We start from the raw sequence: 14,881 nt of genomic DNA, 5'->3' as shown, positions 1-14,881 counted from the left end.
TAGAGAAAGGGGACTTCACGGTCTGTCTGGCTCAAGGCGCGAGCTTCGGGACTCTATGCCACGGCCTGGTCGCTGCCTGCTTGACCATGGAGTGGCATGCCTCGGCGAGGCCATCGTGATTGTCAAGGACGCCGGGGATTCGAGCCCTGAAATTGCGGCAGACTATGCGATGCGCTGGCGGTCCCCGGCTTCCACGTTCGCGACACTTTTTCAACGCCGGCACTCGCCCTATACGGCATGCAGGTGGCGGAATGCCTATTGCAACGGGCTCATATACTTCAGGCAATCGCAAAGGCATAAATTTCTACCGACCGGACGGTGAGATCGGCAAGCCCGATGAGACGGCGATCGCCGCGGCCAGCGAGGTCTGCGGTAAATCAAAAGATACTCAAGGACACTCCAAATGACGAAGAAGATCGTTCCCGTGATTATGGCTGGCGGTAAGGGCACGCGCCTCTGGCCGCTGTCGCGTGCTGCAGCACCGAAGCAATTCATACAGTTTATCGGCGACAAGACACTTTTCCAGGAGACACTGCAGCGCGTGTCCGATCCGGCGCTCTACGAGGCTCCTGTCGTTCTCACCAACGAAGAGTTTCGCTTTCTCGTCGCCGAGCAGGCACGCGAACTGGACATTGGCCTCGCCGCCATTCTGCTCGAACCGGTCGCCCGCAACACCGCTGCCGCCGTTGCAGCGGCTGCGACGCTGGTGAGCAAACGCTTTGACCAAGACACAATCATGCATGTGCTTGGCTCCGACTATGAGATCGTCGCCGACGACACCTATTTTGACTGCGTCCGCATCGCAGCTGCGACAGCCGCCGAAGGCAAGCTCGTGACGTTCGGCATCCAGCCGACCGAGCCGGCAACCGGCTACGGCTATATCGAAGGCGGAGAAGCGCTGACGACCGGTGCAAGGGTGGTGGCACGCTTCATCGAAAAACCGCCGCTCGCCAAGGCGGAAGAGATGCTCGCCGCAGGCAGCTTCTATTGGAACTCCGGTATGTTCATGTTCTCGGTTTCGTGTCTGCTCGATGAATTGCGCACCCACGCTCCCGAAACGATAAAGGCGGCCGGAGAGGCCGTCGCAAACGCCAAGACAGATCTTGATTTTACGCGCCTCGATCGGTCAGCGTTTTCCGCCGCGCCGAACATCTCGATCGACTACGCCATCATGGAAAAGACGAGCAACGCCGCCGTCGTCCCCTCGCCCTTCAAGTGGTCCGATCTCGGCAGCTGGGATTCCGTCTGGAAGAGCGGCAGCCGCGACGAGCATGGCAATGTGGCGGCCGCCAATACGACCGTCGTCAATACCAAGAACTCGCTCATCATGACACATGGCGTGCATCTCGCCGTCCAGGGCATGGACGACATCGCCGTCATCGCCAGCGAGGACGCCGTCTATGTCGGCCGGTTGCAGGACAGCCAGGACGTTGGAAGCATCGTGAAAATGCTCGCTGCCGCCCCATCGACATCGCAGCTGACCGAGACGCACCCGACCTCCTACCGGCCGTGGGGTGGCTACACGTCCGTGCTGAACGGCGACCGCTTCCAGGTCAAGCGCATCTTCGTCACGCCGGGCAAGAAGCTGTCGCTGCAGAAGCACCATCACCGCTCCGAGCATTGGATCGTCGTCAAGGGCACGGCCGAGGTGACGATCGGCGAAAACGTGCAGATGCTCAGGGAAAACGAATCCGTCTACATTCCGCTCGGAGAAATCCATCGCTTGGCCAACCCCGGCAAGATCATGCTTGAACTGATCGAAGTCCAGACCGGATCCTATCTCGGCGAAGACGATATCATCCGCATCGTCGACGAGTTCGGGCGCAGCTGATCGGGGCGTGCGAGTAGCCAGAAAATCGCTGCCGTCTGCCGTGGCACATCAGGAAAACAAGGGGTTTATTGATACGATGGATAACCAAGAAGTATGCGGCCCGCTCTCCTTGCCCACGACAATCTTTCAGTATGCGATTGCTCGCCTCGAGCGAGAGTGGCGCTTTTTCGATAAAGACCGAAAGAGAGGTCAATCGCAATCAGCGATCAAAATCAACACGCACCTCCACAGTCTGGCCATATCGAGGAGGCTGAGGATAGGCCGCGTTGACCACTAAAACGCCGCGGAGCATGCATTCTATGAAATCTTGCCATTACTCGTCCAACGGGCGAACCAACTCGCTCCGTATGATCGAGTAATATAGACGCAGAGAAGGAATTGCCGTCCCTAGCCTATCAAACGACGTATCGAGTGGCGTCAGCGTCTTGTTGTACTTCGCCACAAGAAGAGCTTTGTGAAGTTCCAGGTCGTCCGGATGAACAGCTTCGATTATCGTGAAAATCGGCGAAGGAACGGTTCGTCCCTTGACGATGATCCGGTCGAGCTCGACGACAGTGTACATGCCGGCGACACGGCGCGCGGTCTCCTCACCGAGCAGGAGGGCCACACCGTAATTCTTGGACGCACCTTCCAGGCGGGACGCCAGATTGACAGAGTCGCCGAGGCAGGAGTAATCGAACCGCCGATTCGAGCCCATGTTGCCGACCACGCAATCGCCGGTATTGATGCCGACGCCCATCTTCAGCACGTGCAACGGTGCACCGCTCACTTTCGCTTCTGCTTCGAGCTGCTTGTTGAGCGTTGCTATGGCGGCCTGCATCGCCAGTGATGCCTTGACCGCGTGAAGCGCATGCTCGGGATCATCGAGCGGCGCATTCCAGAAGGCCATGATGCAGTCGCCCATGTATTTGTCGATCGTACCGCCGTGGTCCATGACGACGTCTGACAGCGGCGTCAGCAGCCGGTTGATCAGGCCGGTCAGCTTTTCCGGATCGTCCTTCATGGTTTCGGCAATCGTCGTGAAGCCACGTACGTCGGAAAACAGCACCGACAGCGTTCGCCGCTCGCCGCCGAGCTTCAGCTGCGACGGATCGTCCGACAGTCTCTTCACGAGGTCCGGGGAGATGTACTGCGAGAAAGCCCGCGTAATTCGCTGCTTGTTCCGGCGTTCCTCGGCGTAATCGAGACCCGCCTGACCGAAGGCCACGGAGACATAGGCGACGGTCGGCCCAAGCGGCGACACGAAGATGTGGCCAAGCCGCACGCCGGCATAGCAAAGGGCGGTAAACGCGCAGATCGCGACGAACGTTGCGACGAGCGTCAGCCAGCCGGTCGACTTCCAGACCGTTGCGGCGGCAAGCAGGGCGGCGACGAGGATGAAGCCGGCAAACGGCAGGGTGCCGGTCTGGGCGATCGCCAATTGTCGGCGGAGATTGTCGTAGATGGTTGCCTGGATCTCGACGCCGGCGGTGAGCTGGCCGGTGTGCATCGTATAGGGCGTGGCAAAGGCGTCGGCGCCCCCCTTGTCGATCTCCGGAGCGTTCTGCAGGCTGAGGCCGACCAGCACCACACGATCCTTGAAAATCCCTTCGGGCAGGAAGTTTCTTGGATCGAGCGCCTGATAATATGAAACGGTCGGATAGCTGCGCGCCGGTCCGAAGGACTGGATCATTGCGTTTTGCGGGATCGTCGTCGTCTCGTCGCCGGCAGCCCTTAGCAGGGTGACGGCAAAGCCGTCGTCGTAAAACGGGAGGGCGCGGAAGACGGCATCGCCACCAAGCTCGATCGAGGCAATGCCCGTTAGCGCTCCGGCAGCCGTCAGTTGCGGCAGCGGCGTCGCCCGCACGAGCTGATCGGCTTGCGACGTCTCAATCAGCGTTTCGTCACCTGCAAGCACGATGTCCGGGCCAACTGTCTCGGTAATCGCCGCGTCATTTTCGGGCGTCGAAGGCTCGGCCATGATGATATCGAGGCCGATTGCCTTTGCGCCGGCTGCACGCAATTGCCGGATCAACTTAGCATGCAGGACACGCGGCCACGGCCACTGCGCATTGATGGCCGCGAGAGACGGCTCGTCGATTGCCACGATCACCGGCCCGCCCTCCGGCGGCCGCGGATCGTCGACCGTCGACAAATAGTCGAACGACTTGAGTTCCACCAGCGGCCAGGCCGGCAGGCGCGAAAGCAGAGAGATCCCGATCAGCGTGACAAGCACGAGCACCAGCAGCCGGAGACTGCGGCTGCTGAACGGCCAACCAGGAGCATGTGACGACGAACCAAGGGGCGAGGCTGCGTTCATCAGAACCGGACTTTGAACGTGCCCTTTACGGCACGACCCCAGCCGGGAACACCCGGCGATATCTCGAAGTCCTCGTCAAGTAAGTTGAAGGCTGCCAATTCAAGAGCAAAGCGCTTGTCGAACGGCTCCCAAATCATGTTGGCATCAAGGGTCCAAAAGTCATCAAGCTCTGTCCCGATGTCGTCGCCGTCTCGTTTGCCGATATAATTGGCCGCGATCGTCGCTTTCACCTTCGCTTCATTGACCCAGGTTAGCGCCACTTGGCCTGAATTGCGCGGGATGAATGGAAGGGCACCGCCGAAGTTAGCGCTTGTTTCATCCTTGTTTTCCGACTCCATGCGAGCGTAGGTCGCTGAAAGACCGAATCCATTCCCCAGCGCAACATTTGCCGTGATGCTTGCCCGGTCAATGCTCCCTCGTTCCAGAGGCAGGCTGTCAATCGCCGGCAGCGCCGTCAGCGGCAACCCGATCGTCATGTCATGCAATTCCTGGTGCTGGTAGCCCATGGACGTGAAGAACTGATCGGTCCATTGGGAATCCCATTGCAAAGCGACGGTATCGACATAGCCATCAATTCCGACCGCAATCTGATTGGGCTGCAGCCCGACAATGCCGATCGGGGCAAGTGTCGGCACGCCTGTTTCGACGCTCTGGCGCATGAATGCAGCGCGTAACCACTGGTCCTCGACCGGTGCCCAAGCCACGCCCAATCGCGGCTCCAACCGACTGACGTCAATACCATCTCCATCCAGCAGCGTGGCATGGAGAGCATATTCCGCCTTCAGGTCTGGCGTAATCTCGTGCAGCAGGTCTACGTACGCACGCGCCAGATTTGTTCTATTGGACGCTTCGTTCGGGCCGTCCGTGATATCGGGGATAAAACCCGGGACCAGCTCATAAAGCTCATTGAAGGTGCTGCTATGGGTGTCAATCCATCCTCCTTCGATACCGTATCGCCAGGTCAAGCCGTTGTCAGTGCCAAGGCTATGGCTGACGGCTGCGACATAGCTCTTGGAGGACAGGCTTTGCCGGGTTTGCCCAAACGGCAGCAAGTCCGGCGTCGTCACCCCGAATATGGGTGATTGATCGAAATCAAAGTCGTTTGCGCTCTCCGACTTCACCTCTGAATAAAGAAGCGCGGCGTTCACGATATTTCGGTAGCCGAAGGTGTGACTCCAGCCGACACCGCTGTTGAGATTATCCAGACTGTTATGCTGACTGCGATAGAAGGGCAGTTCCGCTGGTGCCAACGGCACCCCGAAAAGAGGAATGAAGAGCTCTGCGTTGAGCCGGATCGAAGCCGATGGATCGAGCGTCAACGAATTCAGGTCGAAGTCGCTGCGGCCCTGATTGACGAACGCGACCACGCGATCCTCTGGGGTGGGAGTGGCCGTTATATAGCCGTTGGCGCTCAGCAGTTTGGTCTCGGTGGAAAAACTGCCGAAGTCTGCATAGCTTCCTTCAGCCGGTATTTCCTCCCACTCGAAATTGCCGAAGAAGCTGATGGGTATTGTCTGGTTGGTAAAGCCTTGGATTTCGGCTTCACCAACGCGCCCAGTGTGACCCCCGACGCTATTTATGCCGCCGCCAACAGAGCCTTCGATGAACGGCGTGCGCAGCAATGTGGCCGATCTCGACCGGCCTGACAACATGTGCGGGTCGAGCAACAGTCCTTGAAACAGGGAAGAAAAGCTCGTTGCGTTGCTCGTGTTTTCGATCACGCTATCCCCGAAGGTGATCGCATTCTTGAACGGGTTGATACTGCCCTTGAGCGCCTGATCCGCAAAGCCGCTGCCTTCGAACGGATCAAAAACCGCATCGCCATAATACCGCCCCCAGGCATCCAGCCCCTGCAGACGAAAGGCGTTGTTGAGCGTGGAGCCGGCATCCTGGTTTGCTCCAAGCGCGCTGAAATCTCCCCCGCGGGCGCGGGCGCGCCTCAGAAATTCTTGGGCGTTTGCGATCGCTCCATCAGCGTCGTAGTCGTCAATGGCAACCGCGGTTCGAAACGCTGAGATGACGGGATCATTCTTATCCAGTCGATCGGCATTTTCGACAGCCTGATTCGAAGGATCCCGCTCGCCTCTTTCGTAGTGGCCTGCCGCGAGCATTAGCTGCGCTTGCGAGTAGCCCGGATTGGCCGTCGACGCCGCAAGAAGGTCGTCGATCGCCTTTTCTCGTTCACCTGATTGCAGATAGTAGCGTCCGCGCGCAAGAAGTGCCACGTCGAAGGCTGGATCAGCGGCCAATGCCAGGTCGACCTCGCGCTTCGCTTCCTTCATACGCGACTGATCGAGATAAAGGACAGCGAGATTGGCGTGGCTGATCGGGTCGTCCGGATCGAGTTCAATCGCCTTCTTCAAGGCAGCTTCCGCTTCGCGGCTGGCGCCCCGGGCAGCCTGAAGCAGACCGAGATCGTTCCATGCCATCGAGGAGCCCGGCGCCAATTTGATTGCGTCGTTCAGGTCTTCCAGCGCTGCCTCAAGATTCCCCTCGAAGTCGGATCGAAAACGAGCACGGGCCTGAAGTCCATCGGGATCGTTCGGGTCTATGGAAAGCGACCGCTCAACTGATTCCTTCATTTGGACGCGGTCGTTGATCAGCAGCGCGAGTTGGGCACGCAAGGCCGGCAGGCTAGAATTTGCTGGAAAGCGCGCTTCCGCCTCCCTCATCGTTTTGATGGCAGCGGGAATATCTTCGAGGAAGCCCGCGGTATAGGCCTTCATCACCGCAGCGTAGGGACCGGTGACGTTGGAAGGTGGCTTCTCTACATGGTTGGGGTCACGCAACGATCGCGAATAGTAGCCTCCGTAGGCAGCGATGCTTCGACGCTGCGGATCGAGCGCCGGCTCAGCGCGCGAAAATAGTTCGGCCGCTTCGTCGTAGCGTTTCTCTGCGCCCGCGATCAGGGCTTCGATCAAATCGGCACGGGCGCGTTGGCTGGCTGAAAGTTTGAGCGCCCGAGCCTTGGCCAACGACTGAAGCGCCTGCTGACGCCCATCGAACGACATTTGTACTTCGGCAAGTGTCAGCCAGTCCTCTGACGTTCTTGCTTCCGGCGCCTTGGCCTCGATGCGGCTGCGTTCGGATCGCATTTTTTGCATCGGCAGGGGCGAAGCTGGCATGAACGTAAAGCCGCTGCGCAGTGTCAGATAAAACAGCATCTGCTCGCGATCGTCAGGGGTAACGATGACCAGCTTGCGCGGTGCCTGCCCAATCGTCGCGACCGCCGCTTCGCCTTGTGCGACCTCGACACTGCCGTGCTCGTTCTTGAGCTCGACCCGTCCCTCGAGCACGATGAGCGAGGTCTGATCGCCCTTGACCGTCAGCGTCCAGTCGGTGCCGCGGATGGCGGCGGCTGCAGCCGGGGTTTCGACCGTCAGGCCCTGCCCGCCGCGCTGGGCACGGCCCCACATGGTGCCGGACTGCAGGTTCAGGATCGTATCGCCCGTAGCCCCCATCTGCCTGACCTGCAACGCCGAATTGCGGCCGAGGCGGACCTGAGTGTGATCGGCAAAGAGGATCGCGAGTTGGCCGTTGGCATTGGTGCGCAACACGTCGCCGCCGAGCAGGTCCTGGTGCAGTGACACGTTCTGCCAGTTGCTGAGGTCGACGAAGCGAACTTCCTCGCCGATCTTTTGGTCGATGACGGAGCCGGCGGCGCGCGCCGTTCGCTGGATAGGCTCCGCCGCTGCTGGCTGCGTCAGACATGACGCAACCAGCGCGATCGCTGTGCCCCCGCACGCGTATCTTGCAAATATACCCCTCATGTCGCAAGGATTTGTCTGCCTATAGTTGAAAAGTCAAGCGGGGACAAGGAAGTTCGCTTGCTTTGTGCGACAAGTGTAATATCAGAGAAACACTTTGACGCGGGGGCGAGACGTGAGCGATTTTGAGAATGCCTCAGATTTTCTGAGCAGTTCACCTTCAACCGAGGACGTTGGTTCCGAATATTTCGACCATATCAAGAAGATAACGATGTCTTTTACGACCAAATCAAGATTTCCGACCAGAAGGCTGCCTATATCTTTACTTTCATGCTTGCCTTTCTGGTAACCTCAAGCGAGGGGCGCGAGGTCTTTACCTGGAGCCGGTACGCGCAGGGAACGCCGCAGGGCATCCTCTTCTCCGGCGCGCTGGCGGCGGCTTCGATCTTCTCCGTTCTCACCGCAATTCTGGTGGTTCTACCTCGTCACGTTCACTCCACGACCTCACTGTTTTGGGGAGCCTGGCCGAATCATCGCGAGTATTTTCGCGAAGCGGCAATGCGAAGTGATGCGGGCTATCTCTTCGAGCAGTACATGAAGAACGCCGATATCCTATCCACCATTGCGCGGGGTAAATATCGGTTTGTTGCATATTCCTTTCGGGGCCTCATGGTGACCGTGATCGCCTATGTCCTCTTATTGGTGAGCACATAGCTCTCCCAGCTCAACCAATGAGAACCCCTCGTCCACTTGCAGTACGAGAGCCGCGATCGTGCTGGAAAGGTCGGTTGCGAGAGCCCCGTTAGCGCCCCGGAAGCCTTGACTCCAGAGCTTGTCCAGGCAACGCTTGCGCTCCTCGAACATCTTCGAGACGCTGGTTTCAATTCTTAGTCGCATGGATCAGCACCCTTTTTTTCGGCTGGTGCCAACCCAGCTATGACAGTTTTTCAAGTCGCGAAAGGGAGAATTTGACGACAATTTTCAAGGGTGGTTTTACCCCTTGTTCAGGGCGATTTGCGGCGCGTTAAACCAAAGCTGACGCGACCGGTGCCCCCTCTCGTGCCCCTCGGCCTTCCGTACTCTCTACGACCCTGCACGCGGCTGTTCGAATTTCTCAACAATTTCAATACGGTTCCATCCTGATCGCCGCCTATCTCAAGGTCCATACCAGGGGAAATGAATGAGCAATCTGAACGGCATTTACCTCGCGACCGGCGCTTTGGGCGTCTAAATGGAAAGCCGTTCCCGGCAGACCGCCTCGACAACAGCTTGGAGCGCCTTCACGCGCTCAACCAACCATGCGAGCTCCTCGTCGGCAATTTTGTATTTCGACGAATATCGGGCCTCCACATAGGCGCGAGACAGCAACTCGAAGCAGCGACGTGAGAACCGGCTGCCTCGCGGCCAAGCGGCGATTAGTCGGTTGTCTGCTCCCTCGGCCTGAGAGCGCAACACTTTTATTCGATGCGATTTGGAGCTGTAGAGGGTCAGTGTAAGTAGAGCGCAGTGGTAAGCACATTCGGTGGCTTGATGCAGCATGAACACCCCGTGGCGCCAGATGTTTCTTTCGAGCATCAGTTCGGCGCCAGTGAGTGCCTCTTGAGACAGCTGATACCACTGTTCGAAGTAAATCTTCGCTTCGTGCTACTCCGCTTCTGCCGTCAGCGGCTTCGGCTCCGCCAGCGGATGACCAGGCTGCTCGTAGAGGACGATGCCGTCTCTGGCGATGTCGACGAAGAAGGGCCGACCACGGGCGAGTTGATCGTTGACGTCCTGGAGTGTGTGGATGATCGGGACGACCGGCGTTTCGATGCGATGGCCGATCTGCTCTTTCAACAGCTGCTCTTCGATGCCTTGCCAGAGGTCATGCTCGTCGGCAAAGGACTTCTTGTTGACGACGATCAACAGGTCGTAATCAGAGCGGTAGCCGCTGAGGCGATCCTCAACCCAGACACCCCGGCTATAGGACCCATACAGTATGACCTTCAGGATCCGGCCGGCGCTTCTCTTCTCCGACAGCTTGCTTGCCTGAAACGCCTCGACCTCGGCAAACAGGATCTCCATGATGCGCGCCAACTCGCGCCGCTTCCTGTCCGGCAGGTGCTCAATGTGATCGGTCCGGGTCAAAGCAGCGTCGAAGCCTTCGGTGTGAATCGCATCCATCGTAGCGGTTCCATCGTGATTGCACACCCCAAACCTTTTACGCGAAATTTATTATCATCACAATTACAAGATGGATAATTCTGGCGGATACCTATGCGTGATCACCGACGTGGCGCTTGTCGGTGAGTCGGTTTCGCAACGTTCACTTTGACTTTTGCTTGTCCTGTCTCTGCGACGCCGTTGCCATCCTGATCGCCCAGCCTATTTCAGAGAATCCAGCCAGGGGAAATGAATGAACAATCGGAACGGCTTTTACTTCGTGATCGGCGCTTTGGTCGTGTTGGTCGTCGTCATGGGCATCTACATTCTCCGCGAAGAGAGCAAACCCAAAGGCGTCGATATCTCGATCGGCGAAAAGGGCATTTCCGTCGAAGAGAAGTAGCCTAAGCCACCTTTCTCTGCACGATGAAACGACGTTCGCTTTGTTCGGATCGATGGCGATAGCGTCAAATTCGGCGTGGCGGCGACGAGATGGCAATGACTTACGGCACGATGAGCCCGACCGACAAGACGCATGTTTGCCGGTTTGTAATCCGGATCATCGTGCCGCTCACGGGGACCCATGTGGCCGGGTACCTCTGTTTTGTTCCCTCTCCGCTAGGAAAGTGCCAGACGTTATGATGTCACCTGGAGACGGGAGTAGAGCATTAGCGACTGTTTCGGCCCCCTTTCCGTGAGCGCGACGAACAGCCCACGGCTTTCGGCGTTGACGGAATCGCAACAGCACTTCAGTCAGAACTTTTGCTTTGCCCGTTTTGGCATGAAGTAGGTTCGGATATTGACGAGCGCTTCGGCGACGGCAGCAGCATCCTTGTGGGTAGCTGGTCCTTTTGTCTCGCTGAGTTTGCGGATTGGCGCAATGATATCGCCAGTGACGGCATGACCGCGAATGACGGGCCCGCCACAGCTTCGGCGCGAATCCGGTTCCCATCAGAAAGCAGACGTCCCAGTCCATGGCATCAAAGGTCTGATCATCGATCCTGGTGAACCGGGGCCGGTGGTCTTTCGGTGTTTCGGAAAGGCTCGCCGAGATGCGGTTATATTCTGCAACGATCGAATGCACGGCCCGATGTTCGGTTGTTTTCATCGGCAGGTTCAGGGCATCCGGGCTGGTCAGTTCCGGGATCCATTGGCGTGGGTCGATAAACCTCGGTCCGATGATGAGAGCAGTGAGATAGCCATCGAGACCGCTCATTGACCAGATTGGCGATGCCGGACGACGTGCCCTCAAAAAGGCTTCGAACGCCTCGTCGTCAAGCTTCGGTCGTGCAGTCGTCGTCCCCTGGCTCTTCTGTGTCATGCCGCATGCCGCCCTTGATCTGTCATCGCCTCTCGTTCAGCCTTCCAGACCCAGGGGAAGAGCGTCTCCATCCGGTTGGCGGCTACGTTGCCCGAGATGATGCGCTCGAGCACAACCGGCTTGGAAGCAATCAGGATCCGCAAATCCGATCTAATACCAGCGAGCGCAGAGTGCGACTCACTTGGGATTCCCGAATCGGTGAAAATCTGAATCCATGGGGCAAACGGGAGGTTTGCAATGGGTTCGGCGATTGCATTGCGCGATGATTTTGATGGTCCTGCTCTGCGGCAGTTCGCGAAAGGGACCAAGGATGCCGCTCAAGCGCGGCGGCTTCTGGCGTTGGCGGAAATTTATGACGGCGGCTCGCGTACAGATGCGGCCCGGATCGGGGGCGTGACCTTGCAGATTGTTCGCGACTGGGTCGTTCGTTTCAATGAGCACGGGTCGGCCGGGCTCCTCAACGGCAAGGCTCCCGGCAATCGGCCCAAGCTGAATGATGATCAGCGCCAGGCCTTGGCCAAGATTGTAGAGCGTGGTCCGATCCCGGCTATCCACGGTGTCGTTCGGTGGCGGCGCAAGGATCTGGTCCAATGGATCTTCCAGGAATTCCGGATCTCGATGGACGAGACCACGGTTGGTCGCGAATTGAAGGCTCTCGGCTTTGCCAAGCTGTCTGCCCGGCCGCGCCACTACGCCCAGAATGAACCCGAAGTGGACGCTTTTAAAAAGAGTTCCCTGCCGCATTGGCAGCCATCAGAAGCAGCCTCCCGAAGAATACCGAGATCGAACTCTGGTGGGCCGACGAGGCGCGCATAGGTCAGAAAAACAAGATCACCCGCCGATGGGCTCGCCGTGGCACCCGACCTTCAGCGCCGCTGGATCAACGGACGATGTGGGCGTACATCTTCGGTGCCATCTGCCCCAAGAAAGGTAAGGGCGCGGGCCTCCTATTGCCCTATTGCGATACCGACGCCATGAATCAACATCTGCTGGAAATCAGCCAGGCAGTCGATGACGGCGCTCACGCGGTCCTCATCCTCGATCAAGCCGGATGGCACGTCACGCCGAAGCTCAGCGTCCCTGACAACATCACATTGCTGTTCTTGCCGCCGCGTTCGCCTGAATTGAACCCTGTCGAAAACGTCTGGCAATTTATGAGGGACAACTGGCTGTCGAACCGCATCTTCACAGACTACGAGGACATCGTCGCTCACTGCTGTGTCGCCTGGAACAAACTCGTCGCGCAACCCTGGAAGATAATGTCCATTGGACTGCGCGAGTGGGCGCATCGGTTTTGATCAATGCATGTTGGTATAAGCGCAATCAAGCCGAACCCCGTATCGCGCTGAACACCGTCCGCAACGTATGCTCATCAACACCGCCGTCGATAACGACACAGGCGCCGTTAATCTCAACGCGAACGGTCAACATCTTTCCGAGAGATGGTTGAGGCTGTTCGTCGCCAACCTTCACGACCGGCACGAAACGCATCTCCTGCTCATCCGATGCGCTTTCGCGGGCGCAGCGACGCCAATAGTGCAACAGGCCTTGACTGACGCCGTATTGACGCGCAACGGCAGAGATATTGGCGCCGGGCACAAAACTCGCCGCTGTGATCTTCGCCTTGTCCTCCGGGCTCCATCGACGGCGGCGATCCTCGCCGATGATGACTTCGACACGACGTGACGTCGATCGAGCCCGCTCTGCATTACCTTGCGCATAGTGCTGATGACTGTCATCAGCACTATGCGCACAACTTGCTCGTCGCGCTCGATTGGCACCAGATCCATCATTCCCACCTCTCAATCTCGAAAGATCGGGATTATGCGCGAACTGAAATTCAATGAAATGTGGGGCGCTCGCAACGCTTACTGTACAGCTTGATCGTCACCGCGAAAATGAACCGTATTGATCCGCAGGCCTGGCTTGCCGACGTCCTTGCCCGGATCGCCGATCATCCGGCAAACCGAATCGATGAACTGCTTCCTTGGAATTGGACAAATACCGTGACGACACCCTTACCGCAGGCGGCCTGATGGCTGCCTCTCTCGTCCGTTTGAAAGTCACCCTCGATGACGTTGAACCTCTGGTGATGCGGCGCGTCGTCGTACCGTTCCGCATTCGGTTTAACCGGCTTCATGAGGTTCTTCAGGCGGCTTTCGGGTGGACCAGCAGCCATCTCGACGAATTCCGCATCCGTGACGTCGGCTTCGGCCTTCCCGACGGTGGTTTTGACGAACCCATCGACGCTCGCAAAGCGACACTTCTTTCTGCCATCGAAGATATCGGCGCGAGATCGTTCAAGTACCTCTATGACTTCGGCGATGGCTGGACGCACACCGTCAAGATCGAAAAGACCTTTCCGGTTATCGCTGGCCTCGATGATCCTATCTTGCTGGATGTTGTCGGGCGGTGTCCTCCAGAGGACGTCGGCGGCCCTTGGGGATATGAGGAGTTCCGCGAAGCGCTTGCCGACAAAACTCACGAGCGCCACGATGAGCTTCTCGAATGGTGGGGCAGCGCGGACTACGATCCGACCACAGTCGATGTCGTCAACCTTCGCAAAAACGTGGATGCGCTAGCCGCCAAATGGAAACGCAAAGCACGCAAGAAAGCCTGAACCTGCGGTCCTCGGCGAATGCTTACGACTTGTTAACTTCCTGTATCGAAACTACGATCCGTAGCTTCACCTCTTTGCTGAAACGGCGACGCCGACCAGTGTCGACGATCTCAAGACGGTGATCACGCTGACTGTCAGTATAGATGTCCATACAAACAGTCAGCCACGTCTCCGGACATCTCTCAAGACGGCCTTCCGCGTATGCGTACGGCACCACCGCCGATAAACCTGTTAAGCTGGACTACTAATACTAAGCGCCGAGGCTTCGTCAGATATGATTTTCCCGTTTTGCAAAGTCAGCGTCCGATCGGTCATTCTCTGCAACAGTTCGGCATTGTGAGAGGCAAAAAGAAATCCTTCATTCTTTTCGATATATTTCTCTAGTCTGTTGTTTGCTTTTACCTGGAATGCGTGATCAGCAACACCAATCCACTCGTCCAACAGCAGAATGTCCGCTGGCTCCACAGTGCTCATCGCAAATTGCAACCGGCTTTGCATGCCAGGTGAATACGTTCCAATAGGCATATCAAAGAATGCGCCCAGTTCTGAAAATTCCGCGACGTCTGCGATATATTCATCTACCGAGATGCTTTTAATCCCGAGCAAAGAGTATCTCATCCGCACATTCTGTCTTCCAGTTAAAGCAGGAACAGTCCCTGCTCCAATTGTTAGCAATGTTCTTATAGAGCCTCGAACCTCTATAGACCCTCCAACGGCCGGAAGCATTCCTCCGATCAATTTTAAGAGGGTGGTTTTTCCATTGCCGTTTCCACCGACGATTCCCACGCGCTCGCCACGCCGGACTTCAAGTGATATCTTATCCAGCGCGCGTAAAACCAATGAGCCGTTTACCTTTTGGATTATCCTGGGGTCCGCCCCCAGAGCGCCTCCCTTCACGCCGCGTAGGGGGATTTCGACAGATGCGTCTCTAATACGAACGACAATATCGGCCTCAGTCATA

The 14,881-nt window shown here is 57.7% G+C and carries 10 protein-coding genes and 4 pseudogenes; 7 read left to right on the top strand and 7 right to left on the bottom strand.

The window, feature by feature from the left end; all coding sequences use genetic code 11:
• Positions 1 to 251 precede the first annotated feature (251 nt).
• Both LPU83_RS68720 and LPU83_RS68715 read left to right on the top strand, forming a co-directional pair.
• Positions 252 to 407, top strand: coding sequence for a hypothetical protein (locus LPU83_RS68720; protein ID WP_157997401.1), 156 nt, complete (start codon positions 252 to 254; stop codon positions 405 to 407).
• The gene (locus LPU83_RS68715) at positions 404 to 1,831 is read left to right on the top strand and encodes a mannose-1-phosphate guanylyltransferase/mannose-6-phosphate isomerase (RefSeq protein WP_040680949.1); all 1,428 of its coding nucleotides are present in this window, start codon (positions 404 to 406) and stop codon (positions 1,829 to 1,831) included. Before LPU83_RS68720 ends, LPU83_RS68715 begins: the two co-directional genes overlap by 4 nt.
• Before the next feature lie 313 nt (positions 1,832 to 2,144).
• Here LPU83_RS68715 and LPU83_RS68710 read toward each other — a convergent pair whose 3' ends face one another.
• The gene (locus LPU83_RS68710; protein ID WP_024318895.1) at positions 2,145 to 4,130 is read right to left on the bottom strand and encodes a CHASE2 domain-containing protein; all 1,986 of its coding nucleotides are present in this window, start codon (positions 4,128 to 4,130) and stop codon (positions 2,145 to 2,147) included.
• Positions 4,130 to 7,900, bottom strand: a complete 3,771-nt coding sequence (locus LPU83_RS68705; RefSeq protein ID WP_024318894.1) for a FecR domain-containing protein — start codon at positions 7,898 to 7,900, stop codon at positions 4,130 to 4,132. Before LPU83_RS68705 ends, LPU83_RS68710 begins: the two co-directional genes overlap by 1 nt.
• 112 nt (positions 7,901 to 8,012) lie before the next feature.
• Between LPU83_RS68705 and LPU83_RS68700 the strand changes: the two are divergent.
• Positions 8,013 to 8,551 (top strand): annotated as a pseudogene (locus LPU83_RS68700) (Pycsar system effector family protein).
• A 513-nt stretch (positions 8,552 to 9,064) separates the two neighbouring features.
• On the opposite strand, the pseudogene LPU83_RS68695 reads toward LPU83_RS68700, so the two are convergent.
• Positions 9,065 to 10,000 (bottom strand): annotated as a pseudogene (locus LPU83_RS68695) (HEPN domain-containing protein).
• A gap of 232 nt (positions 10,001 to 10,232) precedes the next feature.
• On the opposite strand from LPU83_RS68695, the gene LPU83_RS73330 reads away from it, so the two are divergent.
• A complete protein-coding gene (locus LPU83_RS73330; protein ID WP_024318892.1) occupies positions 10,233 to 10,382 on the top strand; it encodes a hypothetical protein in 150 nt (49 codons plus the stop codon).
• 350 nt (positions 10,383 to 10,732) lie between these two features.
• Here LPU83_RS73330 and LPU83_RS68690 read toward each other — a convergent pair.
• A pseudogene (locus tag LPU83_RS68690) lies at positions 10,733 to 11,300 on the bottom strand (UPF0149 family protein).
• Positions 11,297 to 11,443 (bottom strand): hypothetical protein, encoded by a 147-nt coding sequence (locus LPU83_RS68685; protein ID WP_157997400.1) that lies wholly within the window; start codon positions 11,441 to 11,443, stop codon positions 11,297 to 11,299. Before LPU83_RS68685 ends, LPU83_RS68690 begins: the two are co-directional and overlap by 4 nt.
• 94 nt (positions 11,444 to 11,537) lie before the next feature.
• Between LPU83_RS68685 and LPU83_RS68680 the strand changes: the two genes are divergently transcribed.
• Positions 11,538 to 12,598, top strand: a protein-coding gene (locus tag LPU83_RS68680; protein WP_112334154.1) for an IS630 family transposase whose coding sequence is annotated in 2 segments (ribosomal slippage) — positions 11,538 to 12,030 and positions 12,030 to 12,598 — 1,062 coding nt in all. Because the reading frame shifts where the segments join, the coding sequence is not laid out codon by codon here.
• 25 nt (positions 12,599 to 12,623) lie between these two features.
• On the opposite strand, the gene LPU83_RS74930 is transcribed toward LPU83_RS68680, so the two are convergent.
• Positions 12,624 to 12,899, bottom strand: a complete 276-nt coding sequence (locus tag LPU83_RS74930) for a transposase (RefSeq protein ID WP_231052092.1) — start codon at positions 12,897 to 12,899, stop codon at positions 12,624 to 12,626.
• A gap of 272 nt (positions 12,900 to 13,171) precedes the next feature.
• Between LPU83_RS74930 and LPU83_RS68670 the strand changes: the two are divergent.
• Together LPU83_RS68670 and LPU83_RS68665 are read left to right on the top strand one after the other, a co-directional pair.
• A pseudogene (locus LPU83_RS68670) lies at positions 13,172 to 13,336 on the top strand (transposase domain-containing protein); the annotation flags it as partial.
• Positions 13,336 to 13,920 carry a plasmid pRiA4b ORF-3 family protein gene (locus tag LPU83_RS68665; protein ID WP_024318993.1) on the top strand — a complete coding sequence of 195 codons (585 nt, stop codon included), beginning with the start codon at positions 13,336 to 13,338 and terminating at the stop codon, positions 13,918 to 13,920. The pseudogene LPU83_RS68670 and the gene LPU83_RS68665, both read left to right, overlap by 1 nt.
• A 231-nt stretch (positions 13,921 to 14,151) precedes the next feature.
• Here LPU83_RS68665 and LPU83_RS68660 read toward each other — a convergent pair whose 3' ends face one another.
• On the bottom strand, positions 14,152 to 14,880 hold the full coding sequence (locus LPU83_RS68660; RefSeq protein ID WP_024318992.1) for an ABC transporter ATP-binding protein: 729 nt from the start codon (positions 14,878 to 14,880) through the stop codon (positions 14,152 to 14,154).
• Between the last annotated feature and the right edge of the window lies 1 nt (position 14,881).

Source organism: Rhizobium favelukesii (assembly GCF_000577275.2).
GTDB classification, from domain to species: domain Bacteria; phylum Pseudomonadota; class Alphaproteobacteria; order Rhizobiales; family Rhizobiaceae; genus Rhizobium; species Rhizobium favelukesii.
The sequence above is the reverse complement of the archived record's forward strand: the minus strand, read 5'-3'. Positions and strand labels throughout refer to the sequence as shown.